General features: G+C 70.0%; 16 protein-coding genes. 12 read left to right on the forward strand and 4 right to left on the reverse strand.

Translation table 11 applies throughout. The features are described from left to right. The first annotated feature begins 4 nt into the window (after positions 1 to 4). The 4 genes from ACSHT8_RS10445 to ACSHT8_RS10460 all read left to right on the forward strand — a co-directional run bounded on the left by ACSHT8_RS10445 (position 5) and on the right by ACSHT8_RS10460 (position 5,413). On the forward strand, positions 5 to 1,138 hold the full coding sequence (locus ACSHT8_RS10445; RefSeq protein ID WP_436500083.1) for a TIGR03364 family FAD-dependent oxidoreductase: 1,134 nt from the start codon (positions 5 to 7) through the stop codon (positions 1,136 to 1,138). A gap of 98 nt (positions 1,139 to 1,236) precedes the next feature. Further along, positions 1,237 to 2,451 carry an ROK family protein gene (locus tag ACSHT8_RS10450; protein ID WP_436500085.1) on the forward strand — a complete coding sequence of 405 codons (1,215 nt, stop codon included), beginning with the start codon at positions 1,237 to 1,239 and terminating at the stop codon, positions 2,449 to 2,451. Between the two features lie 109 nt (positions 2,452 to 2,560). Next, positions 2,561 to 4,528, forward strand: a complete 1,968-nt coding sequence (locus ACSHT8_RS10455; RefSeq protein ID WP_436500087.1) for a family 20 glycosylhydrolase — start codon at positions 2,561 to 2,563, stop codon at positions 4,526 to 4,528. Positions 4,529 to 4,630: 102 nt separating this feature from the next. Beyond that, positions 4,631 to 5,413 (forward strand): PIG-L deacetylase family protein, encoded by a 783-nt coding sequence (locus ACSHT8_RS10460; protein WP_436500089.1) that lies wholly within the window; start codon positions 4,631 to 4,633, stop codon positions 5,411 to 5,413. Here ACSHT8_RS10460 and metH read toward each other — a convergent pair. Next, on the reverse strand, positions 5,410 to 9,006 hold the full coding sequence (gene metH / locus ACSHT8_RS10465) for a methionine synthase (protein ID WP_436500091.1): 3,597 nt from the start codon (positions 9,004 to 9,006) through the stop codon (positions 5,410 to 5,412). The two genes, ACSHT8_RS10460 and metH, sit on opposite strands and share 4 nt — an antisense overlap. Before the next feature lie 206 nt (positions 9,007 to 9,212). Next, entirely contained in the window at positions 9,213 to 9,752 is a 540-nt protein-coding gene (locus ACSHT8_RS10470) for a TetR/AcrR family transcriptional regulator (protein ID WP_436500093.1), read from the reverse strand. 145 nt (positions 9,753 to 9,897) lie between these two features. On the opposite strand from ACSHT8_RS10470, the gene ACSHT8_RS10475 reads away from it, so the two are divergent. From ACSHT8_RS10475 to ACSHT8_RS10485, 3 genes are read left to right on the forward strand one after another with little or no spacing between them, the layout of a single operon-like run. Continuing rightward, entirely contained in the window at positions 9,898 to 10,248 is a 351-nt protein-coding gene (locus ACSHT8_RS10475; protein ID WP_436500095.1) for a hypothetical protein, read from the forward strand. Beyond that, positions 10,248 to 10,736, forward strand: a complete 489-nt coding sequence (locus ACSHT8_RS10480; protein ID WP_436500097.1) for an RrF2 family transcriptional regulator — start codon at positions 10,248 to 10,250, stop codon at positions 10,734 to 10,736. The genes ACSHT8_RS10475 and ACSHT8_RS10480 overlap by 1 nt, the downstream gene beginning before the upstream one ends. Beyond that, complete coding sequence (locus ACSHT8_RS10485) at positions 10,729 to 11,862, forward strand: NAD(P)/FAD-dependent oxidoreductase (protein WP_436500099.1); 1,134 nt, start codon at positions 10,729 to 10,731, stop codon at positions 11,860 to 11,862. The genes ACSHT8_RS10480 and ACSHT8_RS10485 overlap by 8 nt, the downstream gene beginning before the upstream one ends. A 6-nt stretch (positions 11,863 to 11,868) precedes the next feature. On the opposite strand, the gene ACSHT8_RS10490 is transcribed toward ACSHT8_RS10485, so the two are convergent. Continuing rightward, positions 11,869 to 13,251 carry a family 2B encapsulin nanocompartment shell protein gene (locus ACSHT8_RS10490; RefSeq protein WP_436500101.1) on the reverse strand — a complete coding sequence of 461 codons (1,383 nt, stop codon included), beginning with the start codon at positions 13,249 to 13,251 and terminating at the stop codon, positions 11,869 to 11,871. A 231-nt stretch (positions 13,252 to 13,482) separates the two neighbouring features. Between ACSHT8_RS10490 and ACSHT8_RS10495 the strand changes: the two genes are divergently transcribed. Genes ACSHT8_RS10495 through ACSHT8_RS10515 form a run of 5 tightly spaced genes read left to right on the forward strand, consistent with a single transcriptional unit; the run spans position 13,483 to position 20,108 of the window. Then, positions 13,483 to 14,883, forward strand: a complete 1,401-nt coding sequence (locus ACSHT8_RS10495; protein ID WP_436502034.1) for a family 2B encapsulin nanocompartment shell protein — start codon at positions 13,483 to 13,485, stop codon at positions 14,881 to 14,883. Positions 14,884 to 14,917: 34 nt separating this feature from the next. Continuing rightward, entirely contained in the window at positions 14,918 to 15,778 is an 861-nt protein-coding gene (locus ACSHT8_RS10500) for a geranyl diphosphate 2-C-methyltransferase (protein ID WP_436500104.1), read from the forward strand. Positions 15,779 to 15,790: 12 nt separating this feature from the next. Beyond that, complete coding sequence (locus ACSHT8_RS10505) at positions 15,791 to 16,999, forward strand: family 2 encapsulin nanocompartment cargo protein terpene cyclase (protein ID WP_436500105.1); 1,209 nt, start codon at positions 15,791 to 15,793, stop codon at positions 16,997 to 16,999. An 11-nt stretch (positions 17,000 to 17,010) separates the two neighbouring features. Continuing rightward, positions 17,011 to 18,615, forward strand: a complete 1,605-nt coding sequence (locus ACSHT8_RS10510; protein WP_436500107.1) for a CoA transferase — start codon at positions 17,011 to 17,013, stop codon at positions 18,613 to 18,615. Further along, positions 18,612 to 20,108, forward strand: coding sequence for a class I adenylate-forming enzyme family protein (locus tag ACSHT8_RS10515; RefSeq protein WP_436500108.1), 1,497 nt, complete (start codon positions 18,612 to 18,614; stop codon positions 20,106 to 20,108). Before ACSHT8_RS10510 ends, ACSHT8_RS10515 begins: the two co-directional genes overlap by 4 nt. Here the strand turns inward: ACSHT8_RS10515 and ACSHT8_RS10520 are convergent. Then, positions 20,098 to 22,971 carry a proprotein convertase P-domain-containing protein gene (locus ACSHT8_RS10520; RefSeq protein ID WP_436500110.1) on the reverse strand — a complete coding sequence of 958 codons (2,874 nt, stop codon included), beginning with the start codon at positions 22,969 to 22,971 and terminating at the stop codon, positions 20,098 to 20,100. The genes ACSHT8_RS10515 and ACSHT8_RS10520 overlap by 11 nt on opposite strands. Between the last annotated feature and the right edge of the window lie 171 nt (positions 22,972 to 23,142).

Raw genomic sequence — 23,142 nt, forward strand, 5'->3', positions numbered from 1 at the left:
AAGCATGACGACGAGAAGCGCGGACGTCGCCGTTGTCGGCGCCGGGATCGTGGGCCTCGCCCACGCGCTCGCCGCCGCCCGCCGCGGCCACCGGGTGGTGCTGTTCGAGCGGGACGAGCGCGCGGTCGGCGCGTCCATCCGCAACTTCGGCCTGCTCTGGCCGATCGGCCAGCCGGAACCGACCTACACCCGGGCCATGCGCAGCCGCGAGATCTGGGTGGACATGCTCAAGCGCGGCGGCGCCTGGTACGTCGAGAGCGGTTCGCTCCACCTGGCACACCACCCCGACGAGCAGGCCGTGCTGGAGGAGTACCTCGCCTCCGCACCGCACGCGGTCGACAACGGCACGCGCATGCTGACCCCGGCCGAGGTGTGCGACCGCAGCGACACCGTCATCCCCGACGGCCTGCGGGCCGCGCTGTGGAGCCCGACCGAGATCAACGTCGACCCGCGCCAGGCCATCCCGACCGTGGCGAAGGTGCTCGCCGAGGACTTCGGCGTCGAGATCGTCTTCGGCGCGGCGGTCCGGGAGATCGACCTGCCAGCCGTGCGCACCACCGCGGGCGACTGGCGGGTCGAGCGGGTGATCGTGGCCAGCGGCAACGAGTTCCAGCAGCTCTACCCCGACGTGTTCGACGCCTCCGGCATCCGCCGCTGCAAGCTGCAGATGATGCGCACCGAGCGGCAGCCGGAGTGGTGGGCGCTGGGCCCCACCCTGTGCGCGGGGCTCACCCTGCCGCACTACCGCTCGTTCGCCCACTGCGCCACGCTGCCCGCGGTCCGCGCCCGATTCGAGGAGGAACTGCCGGACCACCTCGCCGCGGGGGTCCACGTACTGGTGTCGCAGACCGTGGCGGGCGAGGTGACCCTCGGCGACAGCCACGACTACGGCCTTACCCACGACCCGTTCCAGCACGACCGGATCGACGACCTCGTCCTCGAGTACTTCAACCGCTTCGCCGTGCTGCCGCGGCCGGGCATCACCGAACGCTGGCACGGCGTCTACCCGTCGCTCCCCAAGGGTGCCACCGAGCTGGTGATCGAGCCCGAGCCGGGCGTCACCGTCGTCAACGGACTCGGCGGCGCGGGCATGACGCTGTCGTTCGGCCTGGCCGAGGAGGTACTCGAAACCTGGTAGCCCCCGAACCGGACCCGCTCCTCGCGCCGCGGGGAGCGGGTCCCGCCATTGATTTGGCTACCATTCCAACTAATTACGTCGACCGGAGGCGGGTTGGGATGGAGGACGGGGCGAGTCGCGCGTCGATCCGGCGGGCGAATCTCGGGTTGGCCCTGCGGCACCTGCGTGCCGGGGCCCGGTCGCGGACCCGGCTGGCGCAGGACATGGGGTTGCCGAAGGCGACGGTGACGATGCTGGTCGCCGAGCTGGTCGAGCGCGGGCTGGTCCGGGAGGGCGAGGTCGCGCGAGCCGGGATGATCGGCAGGCCGCCGCTGGAACTGGAGCTGGACGGGCGGGGGCTGTGCGGGCTGGGCGTGGAGATCTCGGTCGACTACGTGCGCGCGGTCGCGCTCGGACTGGCGGGTGAGGAACTGCTGGACCAGTGGGTCACCATCGACCGTCCGCACGACCACGGTCCGGTGCTCGACACCGCGGCCGACCTGATCCGCGACGTCATCGCGAGCCTGGCGGACATGGGACGCGAACCCGTCGGCGTCACGATCGCGGCGCCGGGCGAGATCGACCGGGAGTCCGGCACGGTGGTGTTCGCCCCGAACATGGGGTGGTCGGGTGTCGGGGTGGTCGACGGGATCGTGGCCCGCCTCGGGTCGTCCGCGCCGCCGGTCTCGATCGACAACGACGCGCGGCTGGGCACCGTGGCCGAGTACGCGTTCGCCTCGGCCGAGGGGGTGCGCGATCTCGTCTACGTGCGGGGTGAGGTCGGAATCGGCTGCGGCATCGTGGCCGGGGGCAAGCTCGTCGTCGGGTCCACCGGGTTCGCGGGCGAGATGGGGCACGTGCGGATCAACCCCGAGCCGGTGCGGTGCGCGTGCGGCAGGCTCGGCTGCTGGGAGACGATGATCGGCTTCACCGCGCTGCTCAACCAGGTCGCCGACCCCGGCGACCCGCTGTTCGACAACACCCGCGACCTGGAGGAGCGGCTCGCCGAGATCGCGACCCGGGCGCGGGCCGGGGACGAGCGGACGCTGGCCGCGCTGGACCGCGTGGGCGCCGACCTCGGCCTCGGGCTGGGCATGCTGATCACGGTGCTCGACCCCGCGGTCATCGTGCTGGGCGGGTACTTCGCGCACCTGGGCGACTACCTGATCGACCGGGTGCACTCGGCCATCGACGAGACGGTCGTCGCGCCGCGGGTCGGCCGCTGCGACGTGCGGCTCTCCAAGCTGGGTTTCACCAGCGCGGCGCGCGGGGCCGCGCAGGCGGTCGTGGACGAGGTCTTCCAGGACCCTGCCGCGGCCAACGGTCACCGGTAGCGACATCGCGGCCACAAATGTTTACCTTGACCTGCACCGGAGTTAGTTCCACTATTAGTGAAACTTAAGACGGGGTGCCCTGCATCACCACGACCCGTTTGGAGCGCAAATGCGCCTAGTCCCAGGCCTACTCGCGTTATCCCTGCTTGTGCCGCTCGCTGTCGTCACCGCCCAGAGCACCGCGGCCGCCGCGACCTCACTCGGCGATGTCGTGCCCGTTCCCGTGTCGGTCGCGCCCGCCTCTGGGGTGACTTTCACGCTGCCGTCCACGGCGACGATCTACGCCGACTCCGGAGCCACCGCGGTCGCCGGCCAGCTCGCAGGCATCCTCCGCCCATCGACCGGGTACGCCCTGCCGGTCGCCGCCGCGTCCGGAACGCCGTCGAGCGGCGTGGCGCTGCTGCTGTCCGGCGCGCCCGCGCAGGTCGGCACCGAGGGCTACCAGCTCGACGTGAGCGCCACCTCGGTGGTGCTGCGCGCCCAGACCGCCACCGGGCTGTTCCGCGGCGTGCAGACGCTGCGGCAGCTGCTCCCCACCGACGTCGAGAGCAAGACCGTGAAGCCCGGACCGTGGACGGTCCCGGGCGGCCGGATCATCGACCACCCGCGCTTCGCCTACCGGGGCGCGATGCTCGACGTCGCGCGTCATTTCCAGACGCCCGCCACGGTCAAGCGCTACATCGACCAGCTCGCCCTTTACAAGATCAACCAGCTGCACCTGCACCTGACCGACGACCAGGGCTGGCGCATCGTGGTCGACTCGTGGCCGCGCCTGGCGACCTACGGCGGCAGCACCCAGGTCGGCGGCGGCGCGGGCGGCTACTACACCAAGGCCGAGTACACCGACCTGGTCAACTACGCCGCCGCACGGCACATGGCGATCGTGCCCGAGGTCGACATGCCCGGACACACCAACTCCGCCCTGGCCTCCTACGCCGAGCTGAACTGCAACGGAGTCGCCCCCGCGCTCTACACCGGGACCGACGTCGGCTTCAGCTCGCTGTGTGTGTCCAAAGAGGTCACCTACTCCTTCATCGACGACGTCCTGCGCGAACTGAGCGCCCTGACCCCCGGCTCGTACGTCCACATCGGCGGCGACGAGGCACACTCCACTTCGGACGCGGACTACAACTCGTTCCTCAACCGCGTGCAGCCGCTGGTGGCGAACCAGGGCAAGACCGTCATGGGCTGGCACAACATCGGCACGGCCAACCACTCCCCCAACCGGGTCGTGCAGTACTGGGGCACGACGACCAGCGACACCATCGTCAACGGCGCGGTGTCCAAGGGCGCCAAGGTACTCATGTCCCCGGCCAACAAGGCGTACCTGGACATGAAGTACAACTCGTCCAGCCCGATCGGCCTGTCGTGGGCGGGCTACATCGAGGTGCAGGACGCCTACAACTGGAACCCCGGCACCCACCTCTCCGGTGTCAGCGAGTCGTCGGTGATCGGCGTCGAGGCCCCGCTGTGGGCTGAAACCGTGGTCACCCCGGCCCACATGGACTACCTGACCTTCCCGCGCCTGCCCGCGATCGCCGAGCTTGGCTGGTCGCCGTGGTCGACGCACAACTGGGACAGCTTCATGGCGCGCCTGGCCCAGCACGGTCCCCGCTGGACCACGATGGGCATCGGCTACTACGCCTCGTCGCAGATCCCGTGGCCGTCGAGCGGCACCGCGACCACGATCGTCAACCAGGCGTCGGGCCGCTGCCTCGACCTGCCCGCGAGCAACACGGCCAATGGCACCCAGCCCGCGCTGTGGGACTGCCACGGTGGGGCGAACCAGAAGTGGACCCTGACCGCGACCGGTGAACTCCGCGCCACGGTCAACGGTGTCACCAAGTGTCTCGACGTCAACGGCGGCGCCACCGCCGACGGCACCTCCATCATCATCTGGGACTGCCACGGCGGCGCCAACCAGCGCTGGACCTTCAACAGCGCCAACCAGGTGGTGAGCCAGGCGTCCGGCAAGTGCCTGCAGGTCGCGGGCGACGCCACCGCCAACGGTTCACTGATCAAGCTCTACACCTGCCGCACCACCAACCTGGGCAGCCAGGTGTTCACCCGCGGCTGATCGCGCACTGATCGACGCTCAGGGCCCGGCGCACTCGCGCCGGGCCCTGAGTCTTTCTCCGGCCATGTGGCCGCTGGGCTCGACGGCTGCCACGCTGGGCCGATGAGCCGAACGTTCATGTTCGTCGTCGCCCACCCCGACGACGACGCCTACGGGGCGGCGGGAAGCGTCGCGCTGCACGCCGATGAACCCGGGTTCCGGTTCGTGCTCGTCCACGCGACCGTCGGCGAGCTCGGCGACATCCGCCCGGGGTTCCCGGCGACCCGCGAGACGCTCGGGGCGGTGCGGCGGGCCGAGTGCGAGGCCGCGTGGAGGGCAGTCGGGCGGGAGCCGGACCGACACGAGTGGCTGGGCTTCCCGGACGGTGGCGTCGCGGACGTGCCGTTAGAGGAACTGGTGGCCGCGATCGCCCGGATCATGGACGAGGAGCGGCCCGACGTCGTCGGCACGTTCGGCCCGGACGGCATCTTCGGCCACCCCGACCACATCGCGGTCGGCGCGGCGACCGACGCGGCGTTCGAGCGCTTGCGCGACGGCAGGCGGCCGGGCTTGCGGCGGCTGCTGCACGGCGCCGTCCCGCAGTCGGTGTTCGACCGCTGGAACGCGCAGCGCGGCGAACTCGGCCTGTTCGTCTTCCAACCCACCGAGACCTACCACATGCGCGGTGTGCCGGACGAGGCCATCGGGATCACAGTGGACTGTCGCTCCGTGGCCGACAAGATCGTCGCCGGGTTGCGCGAGCACCGCAGCCAGCTGCACGTCATGTCCGACGACCCGGACGATGTCGAGCGGTGGGGCCGCCGGGTCAGCCGGGAATGGCACGTGATCGCCTACCCGCCCGGTGACGGCCCCATGCTCACCGACATCTTCGATGGGCTCGCCTAGGACAGGTTGGGGCGCAGCCAGCGCTCCACTTCGGACAGTGGCAGGTCGCGGCGGGTGGCGTAGTCCGCGACCTGGTCGGCGCCGAGGCGGCCGACGGTGAAGTAGCGCGAGTCGGGGTGGGCGAAGATCAGGCCGCTCACCGCGGCGGCCGGGGTCATCGCGAACGACTCGGTCAGGCCCATGCCGACCTTCTCGGCGCCGAGAAGGTCGAACAGCGCCTGCTTGAGGCTGTGGTCGGGGCTGGCCGGATAGCCGAGCGCGGGGCGGATGCCGCGGAAGCGCTCGGCGTGCAGGTCGGCGAGGTCCGGCTCGGAACCCGGCTCGAACCAGGCGCGGCGAGCCTCCAGGTGGATGTACTCCGCGAACGCTTCGGCCAGGCGGTCGGCGAGTGCCTTGGCCATGATCGCCTTGTAGTCGTCGTGCTCGGCCTCGAACCTGGCGGCCAGCGCGTCGGCGCCGTGGATCGCCACGGCGAAGGCGCCCATGTGGTCGCCCTCGGGGGCCACGTAGTCGGCGAGGCAGCGGTTGGGGCGCCCTTCGGGCTTGGCGGTCTGCTGGCGCAGCATCGGGAAGGCCACGTCGCCGATGACGATGTCGTCGCCTTCGCTGTGGGCGGGCCAGAAGCCGAGTGCGCCGCGCGCCTGGAACAGCGATCCGGCGACGATCTCGTCGAGCAGCGTGTTGGCCTCGGTGAACAGCTCGCGCGCGACGGGCTGGTCCAGGATCGCCGGGTATTTGCCCTTCAGTTCCCACGCCAGGAAGAAGAACTGCCAGTCGATCATGGCGCGCAGCGTGTCCAGCTCCGGCTCGACCAGGCGGACGCCGGTGAAGTCGGGAGTCGGCAGGTCGCTGAAGTCCACCCGCTCGGGATTGGCGCGCGCCTGGTCCAAGGTCAGCACGGCGGTGCTCTGGCGCGCTTCGTGCCGCTCCCGCAGGCGTTCCTGGTCAGCGCGGTTGCGGATCGTCAGCGCCTCGGCGCGCTCCGGGTCGAGCAGGTCGGCGACCACGCCGACCACCCGGGAGGCGTCCTCGACGTGGACGGTGTCGAAGTCGTAGGCCGGGGCGATCCGCACCGCGGTGTGCTGGCGCGAGGTGGTGGCGCCGCCGATGAGCAGCGGCAGCTTCAGGCCGCGACGCTGCATGTCCGCCGCGACGGCGACCATCTCGTCCAGCGACGGGGTGATCAGACCGGACAGGCCGATCGCGTCGGCCGACTCCTGGATCGCGGTGTCGATGATGACCGACGCGGGCACCATCACGCCGAGGTCGATCACCTCGTAGTTGTTGCAGCCCAACACAACGCCGACGATGTTCTTGCCGATGTCGTGGACGTCGCCCTTCACCGTCGCCATGACGACCTTGCCCTGGCCGCGGGAGACGTCGAGCTCGCCCGCCGCGCGCGCCCGCTCCTTCTCGGCCTCCATGAACGGCTCCAGGTAGACCACCGCGCGCTTCATCACCCGGGCGCTCTTGACCACCTGCGGCAGGAACATCTTGCCCGCGCCGAACAGGTCGCCGACGACCTTCATGCCGTCCATCAGCGGACCCTCGATCACCTCCAGCGGGCGCGCGAAGGCCAGCCGGGCCTCCTCGGTGTCCTCCTCGATGAAGTCGACGATGCCGTGCACGAGCGCGTGGGAGAGCCGCTCGGCCACCGGGGCCTCGCGCCACGACAGGTCGACCACCCGCCGGGTGCCGCTGCCACGCACGCCCTCGGCGTGGGTGACGAGCCGGTCGGTGGCGTCGGGCCTGCGGTCGAAGAGCACGTCCTCGACGAGTTCGAGCAGGTCGGCGGGGATGTCGGCGTAGACGGCGAGCTGGCCCGCGTTGACGATGCCCATGTCGAGCCCGGCGCGCACCGCGTGGAACAGGAACGCCGCGTGCATGGCCTCGCGGACGACGTCGTTGCCGCGGAAGGAGAACGACAGGTTCGAGATGCCGCCGCTGATCCGCACGCCGGGACATCGCTGCTTGATCAGCGGCAGCGCGTCGATGAACGCCTTGGCGTAGCCGTTGTGCTCGGCGATGCCCGTGGCCACCGCCAGCACGTTCGGGTCGAAGATGATGTCCTGCGGGGCGAACCCGGCCTTGTCGACCAGCAGGTCGTAGGCGCGGGCGCAGATCTCGACCTTGCGCTCGGTGGTGTCGGCCTGGCCCTGCTCGTCGAAGGCCATGACGACGACGCCCGCGCCGTGCGACCGGATCACCTTGGCCTGGGCGAGGAACGGCTCCTCGCCCTCCTTCAGGCTGATCGAGTTGACGACTCCCTTGCCCTGCACGCACTTCAGGCCCGCTTCGAGCACGCTCCAGCGGGAGCTGTCGATCATGATGGGGATGCGGGCGATCTCGGGCTCGGTGGCGATGTGGTTGAGGAACGTGGTCATGGCCCGCTCGCTGTCGAGCAGGTCGGCGTCCATGTTGACGTCGAGCAGGTTCGCCCCGCCGCGCACCTGTTCGAGCGCGACCTCGACGGCGGCGGTGTGATTGTCCGACTCGATCAGCCTGCGGAAGCGCTTGGAGCCGGTGACGTTGGTGCGCTCGCCGATCATGACGAACCCGGTGTCGGCGTCGATGCCGAAGGGCTCCAGGCCGCTGAACACCGTGGCGCGCGGCTTGTTCGGCAGCGCGCGCGGGGGCAGTCCCTTGACCGCCGCGGCGATCTTCGCGATGTGCGCGGGCGAGGTGCCGCAGCAGCCGCCGACGGCGTTGACGATGCCCGAGGTCGCGAACTCCCCCACCAGCGCGCTGGTTTGGTCCGGGGTCTCCTCGTACTCGCCGAAGGCGTTCGGCAGGCCCGCGTTCGGGTGCGCCGCGGTGAAGCCGGGGGCCAGCCGGGACAACTCGGCGACGTGTGGGCGCATCTCCGCGGCACCGAGCGCGCAGTTCACGCCGACGACCAGCGGGTTCGCGTTCTCGATCGACCGCCAGAACGCCTCGACGGTCTGCCCGGACAGCGTCCGCCCGCTGCGGTCGACGATGGTCACCGAGATCCACAGCGGCAGCTCGGGGGCGACCTCCCGGGCCGCGGCGATGGCCGCCTTCGCGTTGAGCGTGTCGAAGATCGTCTCGATCATCAGCAGGTCGACGCCGCCCTCGGCGAGCGCGCTGATCTGCTCGGCGTAGGTGGCGCGCACCTGGTCGAAGGTGACCGCGCGGTAGGCCGGTTCGTCGACCCGCGGCGACAGCGACAGGGTGACGTTGAGCGGGCCGACCGACCCGGCGACGAAGCGGCCGCCGAGCTCGTCGGCGGCCTGCCTTGCCAGCCGCGCGGCGTTCCGGTTCATCTCCGGCACGAGGTGCTGCAGGCCGTAGTCGGCCTGGCCGATGCCCGTGGCGGTGAAGGTGTTCGTGGTGGTGATGTCGGCACCCGCGGCCAGGTACTGGCGGTGGATGTCGAGGATCAGGTCGGGGCGGGTCAGGTTGAGCAGGTCCGGGTTGCCGGTGACATCCTGCGGGTGGTCCGCGGCGATGAGCTGACCCCGGAAGTCCGCCGGGCCGAGGCGCGCGCCCTGGAGCATCGTGCCCCAGGCTCCGTCGAGGATCACGATCCGCTCGTCGAACAGCCTGCGTAGCGCTTGGGTCGAGACGGACACGTGCGCACCTCCCATAGTGGAAGGCGCCCTTGGAACGGTCTACATCGGACGAGCGTGGCGGGAAGTCCCGTCGCAGCGCCTCTCGCCCGACGGTTCGATGATAGAAGAAAACCGCATTCGCGGGAGACCCGTCTCCAATAGTGGGACGGCGCCGTCGGTATTGCGGTTTTGTGGCGGGGCAATTGATAAAGGGCGCCGCGTACTGGTCACGGCCACTGAACGGTGCTCAACACGTACTGGCACAGCGTTCGCAGCCCGTCCCCCTCGACCCGAGGCACCACGAGATCCGCCCCGATCACGAGCAGACACAGCGTCTGCGAGACCTGCCGGGCCTGCTCCGGCGCGCAGCCCGCCGCCACCAGCAGCCCCTCCACGTACTCGATCCGCATCCGGTCGACCCGCTCCAACGCCGCGCGCGCGTCCTCGTCACGCTGCGCCCACGAGCGGATCGTGACCTCCGGCTCCGGGCTGCCGCCGGTGACCACGGCTTCGAGCAGCGCGTCGAGCTTGTCCCTGGGCGGCATGTCCGGCGCCGACTCGACGAGTTCGATGAACCGGGTCGTCCACACGTTCTGGAAGTGCTCCAGCAGGGCCGACTTGTATCCCACTATTCCCTTGAAGTGGTGATAGAAGGACCCTTTCGTCTTCCCGAGCCGCTCACACAACCCATCAATCGTCAGCGCGTCGCTGCCGTGCTGGACCAGCACCGCAATGCCCTCGTCCAGCCAATCGTCCCTGCCTGCCACCCCACGAAACTAACAGCAGCGGCGATGGCGACCTATTAGCCACTCAGCGCCCGTGCGGACACTATGTCCGGACAGCGTGTCTTGACATCCTGTCCGATGCGCAGCACGCTAGGACACGGCGACGGCGACCCCTGGAGGCAACGCGATGACCTTGGTTCTGTGGATAGTTTTCGGCGTCTCCACCGCCGTCGTCGGCTTCGCCGCGGCGATCCACCTCTGGCTCGCCACCTGGGCGCGCAGGGGCAAGTCCGGCAGCGAGATCATCGCGCTGGCCCTCGGCCCACTCTTCGGCACCGCGTTCCTGCTGACGTGGCCCGGTGGCAGCTGCGGCCTTCTCCTCGCCGCCCACCTCGACACCCCGGGCCTGCGGATCACGACCACCGTGTTCAGCGGCCTGATGCTCACGATCGGCACTCTGGCCATCCTGAACCTGATCCGGGCATGGATGTCCGTCAGGAAGGCGTCAACTCTGGACAGTAGATATCCAGATATGTAGTGTCCAGAGTTGTGAAGCTGAGCGACGGCGTGGAGTGGGCGCTGCACTGCTGCCTGAACCTGGCGGTGCTGGAACCCGGCACCGCGGTCACCGCGGCCAGGCTGGCGTCGTTCCACGACCTGCCGACGGCCTACCTGAACAAGCACCTCCAAGCGCTCGCGCGGGAAGGCATCGTGTCGTCCTCCCGCGGCCCCGGCGGCGGGTTCCGGCTGGCCAGGCCCGCAGCGGAGATCACGCTGCTGGACGTGGTGGTCGCGATCGAGGGACGGCGGCCCGCGTTCCGGTGCACCGAGATCCGGGCCCAGGGCACCTCGGGCAGCTGGGGCAGCGCCAAGGCCGCGTGCACGATCGACACCGCCATGCGCTCGGCGGAGCTGGCATGGCGGGAATCCCTTGCGGGGCAGAGCATCGCGGACCTGGTCGAGACGTTCGTCGGACGCTATCCGGGTGCGCCGGGACGCTTCGAGGAGTGGTTCACCCGTGCCTGACGTCCTGATCGTCGGTGGCGGCTTCGCCGGGGTGTGGGCCGCGATGGCGGCGGCCCGGCTGCGGGGTGACCGCGCGCTGGACATCGCGCTGGTCGACCCTGGCGACGCGATGGTCGTGCGGCCGCGGCTCTACCAACCCGATCCCGGGTCGATGCGGGTGCCCTACGACCGGGTGCTGCGGCCGATCGGGGTCGAGCGGATCACCGGCCGGGCCGTCGCGATCGACACCGACGCCCGCACGGTCAAGGTCGACGGCGGTGACCTGCCTTATCGCAGGCTGGTGCTCGCCGCGGGCAGTGCGCTGCGCAGGCCGAAGCTGCCCGGCGCCGAACACCTGCACGACGTCGACTCGCTGGCGGGCGCGGTCAAACTCGACCAGCACCTCCGCCAGGCCGGGCAGTCCACGGCGGTGGTCGTCGGAGCCGGGTTCACCGGACTCGAAGTGGCCACCGAACTCGCCGATCGCGCGCGGGTCGTCTTGGTGCAGCGCGCCGAGTCGGTCAGCCCGGAACTCGGGCCGGGCCCGCGGCCTGCGATCCTCGCGGCGTTGCGGACGCTGGGGATCGAAGTGCGGCTCAACGTCGAGGTCAACGCCGTCACCGCCACCGGCGCGTGGCTGTCCGACGGCACCGCCGTCCCGGCGCGCACGGTGGTCTGGACGGCGGGTGTGGCGGCGAGTCCGCTGACCCGGCAGGTCCCGGGCAGGCGCGACCACCTCGGCAGGCTCCACGTCGACGAACACCTGCGGGTGCCGGAGGCGCCGGACGTCTTCGCGGCGGGCGACACCGCGGCGGCGGACGCGGGCGGCGAGCTCACCATGCCCAGCTGTCAGCACGCGATCCCGCTGGGCAGGCACGCGGGCCACAACGCCGTGGCCGACCTGCTTGGCCTGCCCGCACGAGCCTTCTCCCCCGAGCCCTACGTGACCTGCCTCGACCTCGGCTCGGCGGGCGCGGTGTTCACCACCGGCTTCGAGCGCTCCGTGCGTGCGACCGGCGACCAGGCCAAAGTGATCAAACGCGCGATCAACGAGGTCACCATCTACCCGCCGACAGACGACGCGACAACGATCCTCGCCGAAGGCGACCCGACGAGAACCTGGGCCGACATGCGGCGCAGCGCCTAGTGCGTATCAGCGGCCCAGTTCGACGTTGTCCATGATTCCCAAGGCGTCCGGGACAAGGATCGCGGCGGAGAAGTAGGTGCTCACCAGATACGAGATCACGGCCTTCTCGTTGATCCCCATGAACCGCACGTTCAGCCCGGCGTCGAACTGGTCCGGCACCGCCGCGGGGCGCAGTCCCACGACACCTTGGTCGTCCTCCCCCAACCGCATCGCGAGGATCGAACTGGTGTTGGTGTCGGTGATGGGGATCTTGTCGCACGGCAGCATCGGAACGCCGCGCCACGCCATCGCGGGGGTGCCGTCGACCTCCGTCGTGGTCGGGTAGATGCCGCGTTTGGTGCATTCGCGGCCGAAGGCGGCGATGGTGCGCGGGTGGGCGAGGAACAGCTTTGTCTTGCGGCGGCGGCAAAGCAGGTCGTCCATGTCGTCCGGCGTGGGCGGGCCGGTGCGGGTGTGGATGCGCTGCTTCAAGTCCGCGTTGTGCAGCAGTCCGAACTCGCGGTTGTTGATGAGCTCGTGTTCCTCGCGCTCCCGCAACGCTTCCACGGTGAGCCGCAACTGCTGTTCGGTCTGGTTCATCGGCTCGTTGTAGAGGTCGGCCACCCGGGAATGCACCCGCAGCACTGTCTGCGCGACGCTGAGCTGGTACTCGCGCGGCGTGGACTCATAGTCGACGAAGGTTCCGGGCAGCTCCTGTTCACCCGAGTGGCCTGCGGACAGGGCGATCTCGGCCTCGCCGTGCTTGTTCTGCGATCGCACCGGTCGTGACCGGAACCGGTCGATGTGGACGCGCAGCTGCTCGGACTGCTCGGCGACTTCCTCGATCGCGGTCTGGGCCAGTGTCAACACGGTGCACGCGGTCACGGCGGTGAGGCTGAAATCCCACCGCCCGTCCTGGCTGAGGTGGTCGCCGTCGGCCACCATGCCGAGCGCGACCTTGTCGCCGTACTTTCCCTCGCCCTGCTTGTCCGCCTTGCCGTGGGCGATCAGCCAGATCCGGTCGGCGGGCTCCCCCGCCCGGATGATCACGTCGCCGGGCGCGAACTCCCGCTGCTCGAAGCGGTCGGAAAGCGCGGCCAGCGTTTCCTCGTCGTCGAAGTCGCGCAGCAGCGCGAGTTCGCGCAATTCCTGTGGGATCACCCGAATGCGCGCGCCCACGTTGGTGAACTCGACGCGGCCGTCGCCGAGGGTGTAGGTGAGACGGCGGTTCACCCGGTAGGTGCCAGCCGCCACCTCCACCCACGGCAGCATCCGCGACAGCCAGCGCGGCGAGATGCCCTGCATCTGCGGTTCGGACTTGGTGGTGGTGGCCAGCGTGCGCGCGGCCTTGGTGCTGAGGCTGAGCTGTGCGTGCCCGTTCAGGTTGAGATCGGGCTCGGTCACCGTCACGACACATCACACCAATCAGGTGGGCAAGTCAGCGGACGCCGCCAGTCTGCCGCACCGCGCCCGCCCAGGCGATAACACGAAAGGGGTGTTGACCCGGCGCACGGATGATCTCCGGCTGTCACCCTGTCGAGCGACTGCGCCACACGGAAACCCAGTGCTAGCTTGGGAGTCGTCGTCCAACGACGATCTTCGCCAGGAGATCGCGATAGGAGCTGTTGATCAGTGACGGACATGTTGGAAGCCGGCACCGAAACCGATCACTCCCCCCAGAGTCTGAGCACCGCCGCAGCGCGCAACCTCGCGACAACCACCAAATCCGTCCCCCAGATGCAGGGCATCAGCTCACGCTGGCTGCTGCGCGCCCTGCCGTGGGTGGAGGCCAAAGGTGGCGCCTATCGGGTGAACCGCAGGCGCACCTACACCGTCGGTGACGGCCGGGTCGAGTTCGTCAGCACCGGCGCCGAGATCCGGGTGATCCCCAACGAGCTGCGCGAGTTGGCCCCACTGCGCGGATTCGACGACGAAGAGGTGCTCGCCGAACTGGCGAACCGCTTCACCCAGCTCGAATTCGAGGCCGGGCAGTCCATTGTGGAGGAAGGCGGGGCGGTCGACCGGCTGTTCCTGATCGCCCACGGCAAGGTCGCCAAGCTCGCGTCCGGCCACTTCGGCGACCCGACGACGCTGGCGGTGCTGGCCGACGGCGACCGCATGGGCGACGCCGTGCTCGCCGAGGCCGAGTCCACGTGGGACTTCACCGCCCGCACCACCACCCGCTGCACCGTACTTGTGTTGCCCAGGCGGGAATTCCAGGAGCTGAGCGAACGGTCGGAAGCGCTGCGCGCGCACCTGGCGAGCTACCGCGCCGCGGCCGCCCACGCCCAGGACGAGCACGGCGAAGCCGAGATCGCGCTGTCGGCGGGCCACTCCGGCGAACCGGACCTGCCCGGCACGTTCGTCGACTACGACGCGGCCCCGCGCGAGTACGAGCTGAGCGTCGCCCAGACGGTCCTGCACGTGCACACCCGGGTCAGCGACCTCTACAACGACCCGATGGACCAGGCCGAGCAGCAGCTGCGGCTCACCATCGAGGCGCTCAAGGAACGGCAGGAGCGCGAGCTGGTCGTCAACCGGGACTTCGGCCTGCTGCACAACGCCGACCTGAGCCAGCGCATCCACACCAGGTCCGGCCCGCCGACCCCGGACGACATGGACGAGCTGCTGGCCACGGTGTGGAAGGAGCCCAGCTTCTTCATGGCCCACCCCAAGGCCATCGCCGCGTTCGGCCAGGCGTGCACCCGCCGCGGCGTCTACCCGCAGCACGTCGACATGAACGGCCAGATGGTGCCCGCGTGGCGCGGCGTGCCGGTGCTGCCCTGCGGCAAGATCCCGATCAGCGAGCGCGGCATCACCTCGATCATGCTGATGCGCGTCGGCGAACAGAACCAGGGCGTCATCGGCCTGCACCAGACCGGCCTGCCCGACGAGTACCGCCCCGGCCTGTCGGTGCGGAACATGGGCACCGACGCGAAGGCGATCACCTCCTACCTGGTCAGCGCCTACTACTCCGCCGCCGTCCTGACCCCGGACGCGCTCGGCGTGCTCGAGGACGTCGAACTCGGCCGCACCGACTGACCCCATTGTTCCCAACCTGAAGGAGTTCGCACCAATGACCGCTACGCGGCCTGTCCCCGACGTCCCCACCCGGCCAGTGCTGCGCAACGACTACCAGCGCTCGGTCGCCACGTACTGGAACAACGAGAAAGACCCGGTCAACCTGCGGCTGGGCGACGTCGACGGCCTCTACCACCACCACTACGGCATCGGTGACTACGACCCGGCCGTGCTGGGCGGCCCGGAAGAGGCCATCATCGCCGAGATGCACCGCCTGGAGACCGCGCAGGCCGACGTCCTGCTCGACCACCTCGGCGACATCCCGCCCAACGGCAGGCTCATGGACGGCGGCTCCGGCCGCGGCGGCACGTCCTTCATGGCCAACCAGCGGTTCGGCTGCCAGGTCGACGGCGTCACCATCTCCGAGGCGCAGGTCGCCTTCGCCAACGACCAGGCGCGGCAGCGCGGCGTGGACGACCAGGTCCGCTTCCACTTCCGCAACATGCTCGACACCGGCTTCGAGACCGGCTCGATGAACGGCATCTGGACCAACGAGACGACGATGTACGTCGACCTCGACGACCTGTACGGCGAGTTCGCCAGGCTGATCCCGTTCGGCGGCCGCTACGTGTGCGTCACCGGCTGCTACAACGACGTGACCGGCGGGCGCTCCAAGGCCGTCAGCCAGATCGACCAGCATTACACGTGCAACATCCACCCGCGCAGCAAGTACTTCGAGGCGTTGGCGGCCAACCACTTCGTGCCGATCAACGTGGTCGACCTGACCGCGGCGACGATCCCGTACTGGGAGCTGCGTGCGAAGTCGTCGGTGGCCACCGGCATCGAGGACCCGTTCCTCACCGCCTACCGCGAAGGCAGCTTCCACTACCTCCTGATCGCCGCCGACCGAATCTGAGGCCTGGAAACCATGTTGTCCCGCCTGTTCGCCCCCGCGTCGACCGATGACATCGCCCGCCGGGCCACGGCCCTGCTGGCGTCCATGGGCACAGCGCCGGGGAGCGAACTGGCCGCCGTGCTCGCCGCGTCCCCACCGGCACCGGCGGCGTCCAGCGTGTTCCTGCCGATCGAGAACCCGAGCAGCCTGGGCATGGCCGCGGTCCGGCTCCCCCAGCTGCTCATGGCCCCCGCACCCGAGCCTGAACCTGAGCCCGCGGACGACGACGAGATCCCGGAGCTGTTCTGCCCCGGCCCGGTGCGCGACAACCCCGCGCTGGGCGAGGAAGTCGACAACCTGCTGGTCGAGTGGGCCGGGCAGGTCGGGATCTACCCCGGCAGGCTCGACCACTTGCGGTCGTGTGGCTTCGGCAGGCTGATGATGCTGACCCACCCGGCCACCGATGACCCGGACCGGCTGCTGGCCGCCACCAAGGTTGTCGTCGCCGAGTGGGCAGCCGACGACTATTACCTCGACGAAGAGGACATGGGCGCCGATCCGGTCATCGCCGCCGCGCGCCTGGGCGTGCTCTACGGCGTGGTCGACCCGGTGGCGCTGCCCGCGCGGTACCAGCCGGAACTCGACAAATTCATCCAGGACGAGCCGATCGTGCACGCGTTCCGCAGCGGCATGGAGCATCTGGCCAAGTACACGACGGTGCCGCAGATGGGCCGGTTCCAGCACCAGATGGCGATCCTGTTCACCGCGCTGAGCCAGAACGCGAGCTGGCGCGTCACCGGGCAGCGGCCCGCGGCGTGGGAATACCTGATGCACCGCCACCACAACAGCTACCTGCCCCCGATGATCCTGGTCGACGCGATCGCGGGCTACGAGCTGCCCGCGCAGGAGTTCTTCGACCCGGCGGTGCGGCGCGCGTTCACCATGGCCGGGACGGCGGCGGTGCTGCTCAACGATCTGCACTCGATGAGCAAGGAAGCCGACAACGACATCAGCCTGCCCATCGCGATCATGGAAGAGGAAGGCTGCACACCGCGCCAAGCGGTCAAGCGCACGGTCGAGATCCACAACGAGCTGATGAAGCGCTTCGTCGCCGAGGCCGCCGCGCTCAGCATGGTCGGCTCCCCCATGCTCCGCCGCTTCCTCGCTGACACGTGGGCGTGGTGCGGCGGAAGCCGCGAATGGCACGCCACGACGAAGCGCTACCACGCCGAGGCCGCGTGACCCTGTCACCGGTGTTGCCCGACAAGTCGGCGACACGTCTGGCCGGATCACTGCTGCGCACGCTCGGCGTCGGCCCTGGTGAAGTGGAGCTGGACGTCGGGTGGGCCGGTCCGATCGACCTGCCGCTGACCGATGAGATCGAGGTGCAGGCCGCCACCGGGATCATGGCGGTGCACGGCCGATCCACTGGAAGGCCGTTGCCGCTGGCGGTGGACTACGCGTCCACGGTGGCCGGAGTGCTTGCCGCGCAAGGCGTGTTGGCCGCTTTGGTCGGACGCTCGCGGGGACTGCGGGTCGACGCGGTGCGGACGTCCGTCGGACAGGCGGCACTGCTGTCAGTGGCGCAGTACTTGGCGGCGGCGACGTGCGGGGACGACTGGGCGGAACCCGGCGGCCTCGGCGGACCGCCGTTCACCTCGGCCGACGATGTCCGGTTCGAAATCGAGACCCTTGACGCCGCGGCGTGGCGGCGGTTCTGGGAGGAACTGGACGCGGGCCAGGCACTCGGTCGGGCCTGGCCCGCGTTCCAGCGGCGATTCGCGACCGCCACGTGCCCACTCCCGCGTGATCTGTTCAACGCGGTGCGGCGCAAGCGATTCGCCGACATCGCGCGGATCGGAGCGGCGTGCGGGGTGAGCGTGGTCGAGGTGCGGGAGATGCCGATGGCACCGGTCCCGCCATGGACGATCACGCCACTGGCCGGGAGAGACGGACGGGTGCCGAGAACACGTCCGGCGGCCGATGGGCTGCCGTTGGCGGGGCTCGTGGTCGTGGAGTCGACGCGGCGGGTGCAGGGGCCGTTGGCGGGGCATGTGTTGCGGTCGCTGGGGGCCGAAGTCGTGCGGATCGAGCCGCCGGGGGGTGATCCGCTGCGCGGGGTGCCGCCGATGGCGGGTGACTGTTCGGCCAGGTTCCGCGCCATCAACGACGGCAAACGCGTCGTGGAGATCGACCTGTCCACCGACCCCGACGCCGTGCGCGACTTGGTCGCCGAGGCAGACGTGTTCCTCCACAACTGGGCGCCGGGCAGAGCGCAGCGGTGGGGGCTCGACTCCACCGACCTGGCCCGTCCCGGCCTGGTCTACGCGTGGGCGTCCGGCTGGGGCGACCACTCCAGGCCCCCGTTGGGCACCGACTACCTCGTGCAGGCCCACAGCGGACTCGCCGCCGCTGTCAGGCCCCAAGGCGAACCGCCCGCACCCTCGCTGATGACGTTGACCGACGTCCTCGGTGGGCTCGTGTCCGCGACGGCGATCGTGGCCGGGCTGCTGGCCCGCGCACGCACCGGGCGCGGTTCCCGCGTCGACTCGTCCCTGCTCTCAGCCGCGGCGCTCGTGCCCACAGACCGTCCCGTGTGGACCAAATGGCATCGCCCCATCGCCACCGAAGACGGATTTGTCGCGCTGTCCAAGGAAACAGCCGCCCAGCCGCACAAAGTAACAGCGGCCCTTGGCAATCAGGTAGAGCCGACAAACACCACGCTTGACCGGTTGCGCGATGCCGGGTTGTCGGGCGCCGCCGTGTGCACCGACCTGGCGAAACTCGGCCCACAGTTCGACCGCGTCCTGCACCGCGAGGGATACGCCGCTCCAGCGTCCCCGTGGGAGTTCGAGTGAGCTGGGTGTCCACCAAGGGACTCCGGATAACAGACCTGGTGCCCGCAAAGGACCGGCGCGAGTGGGTCGAGCGAGGGTTCTGCCCTGGCCGAGACCTCTACAGCCTCTTCCTCCACCACGTCCGCGCCGACCCGACCCGCGACGCGGTGATCGACCCCAACGGCACCTTGTCCTACGCCGAGCTGAACGCGTCAGTCACCGGGATCGCCGCCGACCTGACCGCCGCGGGCCTCGGCGCGCGCGACGTGATCGGCATTCGGCTGCCCAACGGCCGGGACACGGTCGCCGCGGAACTGGCCGTGCTGGCGATCGGCGCGGTCGCGCTGCCCTTCCCCGGTGGCAAACGGGACACGCCGAGTCTGCTGGGACGGGCCAGGGCCAGCGCGCTGATCACCGACGCCGCCGACGGTTCGGAGCCCGCTGACGTCGCGATTCTCACGCCGGGCGGATCTGAAGCCTGGTCACCGGTCGAGATCGACCCGGAGGCCCCGGCGCGGATCCTGGTGTCGTCGGGATCGGAGTCCGAGCCGAAGATGGTCGCCTACTCGCACAACGCGTTCGGCGCGCGCGCCAACTACGTCCGGGCGCTCGGCACCGGACCGATGCGCAACCTGGTGCTGGTGCCGCTGGCGTCGTCGTTCGGCTCGTGCGGTGTCCCGGTCACGGTCGCCGCGCTGGGGCAGACGCTCATCGTCCGCCCCGGCTTCGACGCGGGCGCCGGCCTGCGGATGATCAGCGAGCACCGCCCGACGCACGTGTTCGGCGTGCCGACAATGCTCCAGCGAATGGCCGACCAGTCCGACCGAAGGATCGCCTGCGTCATGGTTTCCAGCGGCGCCGCGTTGCCCGAGACCACCCGCGCGGCGGTTGAGGAGCGGCTCGGGCGGGTGATCACGGTCTACGGCTCGGCCGACGGCGTCAACTGCCACACCGCACGGCACAGCGCCGGGGTCGGCCGTCCGGACCCGACGGTCACCGACATCCAGATCACCGACACGCACGGCAACCCGGTGCCCCCAGGGGTCGAGGGCGAGATCCGCGCACGCGGCCCGATGACTCCCCTGTGCTACGTCGCCGCCCCCGACCTCGACGCCCGCTACCGGACGCCTGACGGCTGGGTGCGGACCGGCGATCTGGGCGTGCTGGACGACGACGGTCTGCGCGTGGTCGGCCGGATCAAGCAGGTGGTGATCCGCGGCGGCCACAACATCAGCCCGGCCGAGGTCGAAGGCCACATCGGCACCCACCCGGCCGTCGCCGAGGTCGCGTGTGTCGGCGTGCCGGATGACGACCTCGGCGAACGCCTGTGCGCGTTTGTCGCGCAGCGGTCGGGCAGCGCCGAACTGACGCTGCCCGACCTGACCGCGTTCCTGCACGACGAGCGCGGGGTGGAGAAGCGGAAGCTCCCGGAACTGCTGGTCGTGCTCCCGGAGCTTCCGCTGGGTCCGACCGGCAAGATCTGCCGCCGAACCCTCACCGCGATCACAAGGTGAGCGTCCACGTGTCGATGGTGCCGATGTCCTGCGAGGCGGCGTCCTGCACCCGCAGCGTCCACGTGCCGTTGCGAACCTCGGAGGACAGGTTCACCGTGTAGGTCTGGTGGATGTTGTCGGTGCCCGACCCGGTCCGGTTGTGCAGCACATACGCCGTGCCGTCCGGGGCGACGAGCGACACGACCAGGTCACCGATGTAGGTGTGGAGGATGTGCACCTCGGCCTTCGACGTCGACGACGCGTTGCCCGAGCAGCCCGACATGACGATCGTCGAGGTCACCGTGGTGTTGTCCGGGATCGCGACGTCCGTGCCGTTGGTGTTGGCGCAGCCGCCGACCGACGCCACGGTCAAGGTGAACGTCGTGCTCCTGGTCGCCGAAGCGGCCGACCCGGTGATGGTGATCGGGTACGTGCCCGCCGGGGTCGACGCCGAGGTCGTGATCGTCGCCGTGCTCGACGCACCGGCCGTGACCGACGTCGGGCTGAACGCCGCCGTAGCGCCGCTCGGCAGCCCCGAAGCCGAGAAGGCGACCGACTCGGCGGTGCCGGACACGACCGCCGTGCTGACCGTCGTGGTCGCCGAGACGCCCGGGTTGACGGTGGCCGAGGCCGGGGACGCGGCGATGGAGAAGTCGTTGCTCGGGGTGCTCGTCGGGCGGATCTGGTAGATGCCGAGGCCGTAGGTGGCCGCGGTCAGGACCGTCTGGTTCGACGACACCGAGGTCTCCAGGTCCGTCACCGGCACCAGCGGCATCCCGGTGCCGACGGGCGACCAGTTCGCGCCGCCGTTGGTGGAGGTGAAGGCGCCGACGTCGGTGCCGACGTACAGCACGTTCCGGTTCTGCGGGTCGAGGACGATGTCGTTCACCGGCGCGTCGGGCAGGTTGCCGGAGATCGCGGTGTAGGACGTACCGCCGTTGGTGGTGCGGAAGACCTGGGCGGCGCTGGTACCGTTGCGGTAGCCGGACACCGTGATGTAGGCGAGGTTCGCGTCGGTCGGGTCGACCGTCACCCTGGTCATGTACCGGGAGGGCAGGCCCGCGGTGATGTCGGTCCACGTCGAACCGGTGTTGCGGGTGACCCACAGCTTGCCGTCGTCGGTGCCCGCGTAGATGACCGCCGGGTTCGACTTGGCCACCCCGATCGCCGAGACCGTGCCCCAAGTGGTGACCGTCAGGTTCGGGCTGATGACGCTGAACCCGGCCGCGGAGTTGGTCGAGCGGTTGACCCGGTTGCCCGCGAAGTACACGATCGCCGGGTTCGACGGGTCGAGCACGACGGGCGAGAACCAGTTCCAGCGGTCCGAGGTCGCCGCGCCGAACGCCGACATCGAGTTGCCGCCGTTGGTGGACCGGTTGCATACCCCGTTCTGCGAACAGGCGTACACCTTGAGGTGGTTGGTCGGGTCGATCACGTTGGCCAGGCCGTCACCGCCGTTGTACGAGCCCCATCCCGCCCAGGACCGCACCGAGCCGTTGTCCTGCAGACCGCCGTTGATCCGCGTCGGGTCCTGTTGGGACACTCCGACGCTGTAGAACTGCATGTTGGCCAGGTTGGTGCTCTTGGTCCACGAGCCGCTGAGCGAGCCGTTCTGGGTGGAGCGGTAGATGCCGCCGTCGTTGCCGATGTAGACCTTGTTCGCCACCGACGGGTCGAACGCGACGGCGTGCTGGTCGACGTGGAACGACGAGCTGTTGCTGGTCCAGCTGCCGCCCGCGTTGCTCGACTCCAGCATCGGCACACCCGGCACCCAGATGTGCTGGGCGGCGAGCGGGTCGACGAAGATCCGGCCGAACCACCAGCCGAAGGTCGACTGCGAGCTGCTCAGCGCCGACGTGCTGGTGATCTGCGTCCAGCTCGCACCCTTGTTGGTGGAAGTCCAGAAGCCGAGGAAGTTGCCGGGGGTGTTCGCGGCGATCGCGTACAGGCGGTTCGGGTCGCTCTTGGCGACCGCGACGCCCATCCGGCCGAGGTTGCTGCTCGACGCGGGCAGGCCGCCCGCGAGGCGGGTCCAGGTGGCGCCGCCGTCGGTGGACTTGTGGATGCCGGAGCCGACGCCGCCGTAGACGCGGCCCGCCGGGGTGCGGGTGTGGTCCCACATCGCGGCGTAGACCGTGTTGGAGTCGCCGAGGGAGACGTCGATCGCGCCGGTGGTGGTGTTGGCGCCCGCCAGGATCTGCGTCCAGGTCGTGCCGCCGTCCTCGGTGCGGTAGAGGCCGCGCTCGCCGCCCGGCTGGTAGAGCTTGCCCGCGGCGGCGACGAAGACGCGGTTGGAGTTGTTGGGGTCGATGGCGATCCGGCCGATGCGGTCGGTGCCCGCCAGGCCCATCGCCGCCCACGTCGTGCCGCCGTCGGTCGACTTGTAGACGCCGTTGCCGGGGAAGGAGTACGACGCGGAACCGGGGTTGCCCTCGCCGGTGCCGACGTAGATCGTCCCGTTGGCGGCGACGGCGACCGCGCCGACGCCCTGCGGCAGGTCCGGTCCCCACGAGTAGCTGAACGAGACGCCGCCGTCGGTGCTCTTCCAGAGCCCGCCGGACGCGGCGGCCGCGTAGATCGTGTTCGCGCGGGTCGGGTCGGGCGCGAGGTCGGAGACCCGGCCGCCGAGCCCGGGGCCGAGTGACTGCCACGCCGCCGCGGCCTGGATCGACGCGCGGCTGTGGCCTGTTTGCAGGGTTTTCGCCTGGCGCTGCGCGCGCGACAGGTTCCCGGCCAGGTCAACCGTGGGGTCAGGGAACAGCCGTTGCCTGGCGAACCACTCGTCGGAGCCCGCAGGGCCGGTGGCCTGGTCGGGATCGATCGCCGCGACCCCGATGACCCGGTCGGCCTCGTTCGGCACGGCGGCGGCGGGCAGGACCGCCATTGCCAATACCAGTAATGGGAACAAAGTCTTCTTGGACAGCCTCATGGACGCCCTCTCCCTCGCTGAGCACGGCGCATGCAGGGCGCCGGCGCCAGGATCGGGCATCGGGGGTCGCCGCGAATAGAGCTAAAGCGGGCAATTCACGTTCACGTTTTTACCGTCTTCACCATT

This window comes from Actinokineospora sp. HUAS TT18 (genome assembly GCF_051364635.1).
Lineage (GTDB): Bacteria > Actinomycetota > Actinomycetes > Mycobacteriales > Pseudonocardiaceae > Actinokineospora.

Bases quoted from the DNA above. Each gene is read 5' to 3' on its own strand.
- ACSHT8_RS10455 (WP_436500087.1), top strand. From the start codon at position 2,561: ATGCGCCTAGTCCCAGGCCTACTCGCGTTATCCCTGCTTGTGCCGCTC.
- ACSHT8_RS10445 (WP_436500083.1), top strand. From the start codon at position 5: ATGACGACGAGAAGCGCGGACGTCGCCGTTGTCGGCGCCGGGATCGTG.
- ACSHT8_RS10450 (WP_436500085.1), top strand. From the start codon at position 1,237: ATGGAGGACGGGGCGAGTCGCGCGTCGATCCGGCGGGCGAATCTCGGG.
- ACSHT8_RS10500 (WP_436500104.1), top strand. From the start codon at position 14,918: ATGACCGCTACGCGGCCTGTCCCCGACGTCCCCACCCGGCCAGTGCTG.
- ACSHT8_RS10460 (WP_436500089.1), top strand. From the start codon at position 4,631: ATGAGCCGAACGTTCATGTTCGTCGTCGCCCACCCCGACGACGACGCC.
- ACSHT8_RS10520 (WP_436500110.1), bottom strand. From the start codon at position 22,971: ATGGCGGTCCTGCCCGCCGCCGCCGTGCCGAACGAGGCCGACCGGGTC.
- ACSHT8_RS10475 (WP_436500095.1), top strand. From the start codon at position 9,898: ATGACCTTGGTTCTGTGGATAGTTTTCGGCGTCTCCACCGCCGTCGTC.
- ACSHT8_RS10505 (WP_436500105.1), top strand. From the start codon at position 15,791: ATGTTGTCCCGCCTGTTCGCCCCCGCGTCGACCGATGACATCGCCCGC.
- ACSHT8_RS10495 (WP_436502034.1), top strand. From the start codon at position 13,483: ATGTTGGAAGCCGGCACCGAAACCGATCACTCCCCCCAGAGTCTGAGC.